1 protein-coding gene and 1 tRNA gene are annotated in these 1,264 nt (G+C 41.1%); both read left to right on the top strand.

Annotated elements, in window-relative coordinates:
* The first annotated feature begins 26 nt into the window (after positions 1-26).
* Positions 27-98: transfer RNA gene (locus AC5RDS_RS14145), tRNA-Glu, on the top strand.
* A 54-nt stretch (positions 99-152) separates the two neighbouring features.
* A complete protein-coding gene (locus AC5RDS_RS14140) occupies positions 153-1,088 on the top strand; it encodes a DMT family transporter (RefSeq protein ID WP_494222377.1) in 936 nt (311 codons plus the stop codon).
* Positions 1,089-1,264 lie beyond the last annotated feature (176 nt).

The raw sequence follows: 1,264 nt of genomic DNA, 5'->3' as shown, positions 1-1,264 counted from the left end.
GCAGGCTTTTTTAAAATACTCGAAATGGCGCTATCGTCTAGGGGTTAGGACGTAAGATTCTCATTCTTAAAACAGGGGTTCGATTCCCCTTAGCGCTACACTCAAAAGAACTGACTGAAGTCGGTTCTTTTTTGTATTTAATTTATTCCGATATGAATCTGATGAAATTGAAAGGCCATAGCTCGATGTTGGGGGCTAATGTGATGTGGGGATTGATGTCTCCTGTGGCAAAATTTGTGATGGTAGGAGGTGCGGTTACTCCTCTCGTTGTAACTGATCTAAGGATTACGGGGGCTATGGTGCTGTTTTGGATCGCTTCATTCTTTCAGAAACCTGAACGGGTGGCTCCTAAAGATTTGTTAAAATTGTTGGGGGCATCTCTCCTGGCTATTGTTTTTAATCAGGGATGTTTTATTTTCGGGGTAGGACTGACTTCTCCGGTGGATGCTTCCATCATTACCACCAGTATGCCTTTGCTCGCCATGGTTTTAGCGGCGATTTATTTGAAAGAACCGATAACAGGAAAAAAAGTACTGGGGATTGCAGTCGGAGCTGCCGGGGCGTTGTTGCTGATTTTAGGGAGCCATCAGGTTTCGGAGGCTAAAGCGGCTGGAAATCATTATATCTGGGGAGATTTATTGGTGCTGTTGGCGCAATTTAGTTATGCTCTTTATTTTGTGTTGTTTAAAAATTTTGTGAATAAATATTCCTTGATTACCATTATGAAATGGATGTTTACCTATGCTTTTATTTGTGCTTTACCCTTCTCTTATAATGATTTGCTCCATACGGAGTGGAAGAGTTTACAAGGCACTGAAATCGGAGCATTGGTATTTATCGTGGTGGGGAGTACTTTTATTAGTTATGTGTTGATAGTCATCGGGCAAAAAAATCTACGCCCGACTGTTGCCGGTATGTATAATTATGTTCAGCCTTTGGTGGCTAGTATTGTTGCTGTGTGTTGGGGGATGGATACTTTTAATTTTGTGAAAATCATTTCAGTAGCTTTGATATTCGGAGGGGTCTATTTGGTAACCGGTAGCCGGAGTAAAGCTGAAATGGAGGCTGTTGCAGCGGATAAAAATTAACTTGCTGTAGGAAGAAAAAAGAGAAACGGACCGAAAACGGAATGAAAGGTCCGTCCCGGAATCCGGAATTAAAATTTATCGGAAAAAGTACCTCCTGACTTCGTCACTACAAAAACCGCTATTTTATAATTACCTAATAAATAGGATTTTGTAAATTTGTGTCACCCTAAAATGGG

This window comes from Odoribacter sp., assembly GCF_985060555.1.
Note: the sequence above shows the minus strand (reverse complement) of the source record. Positions and strands in the feature narration are given on the sequence as shown.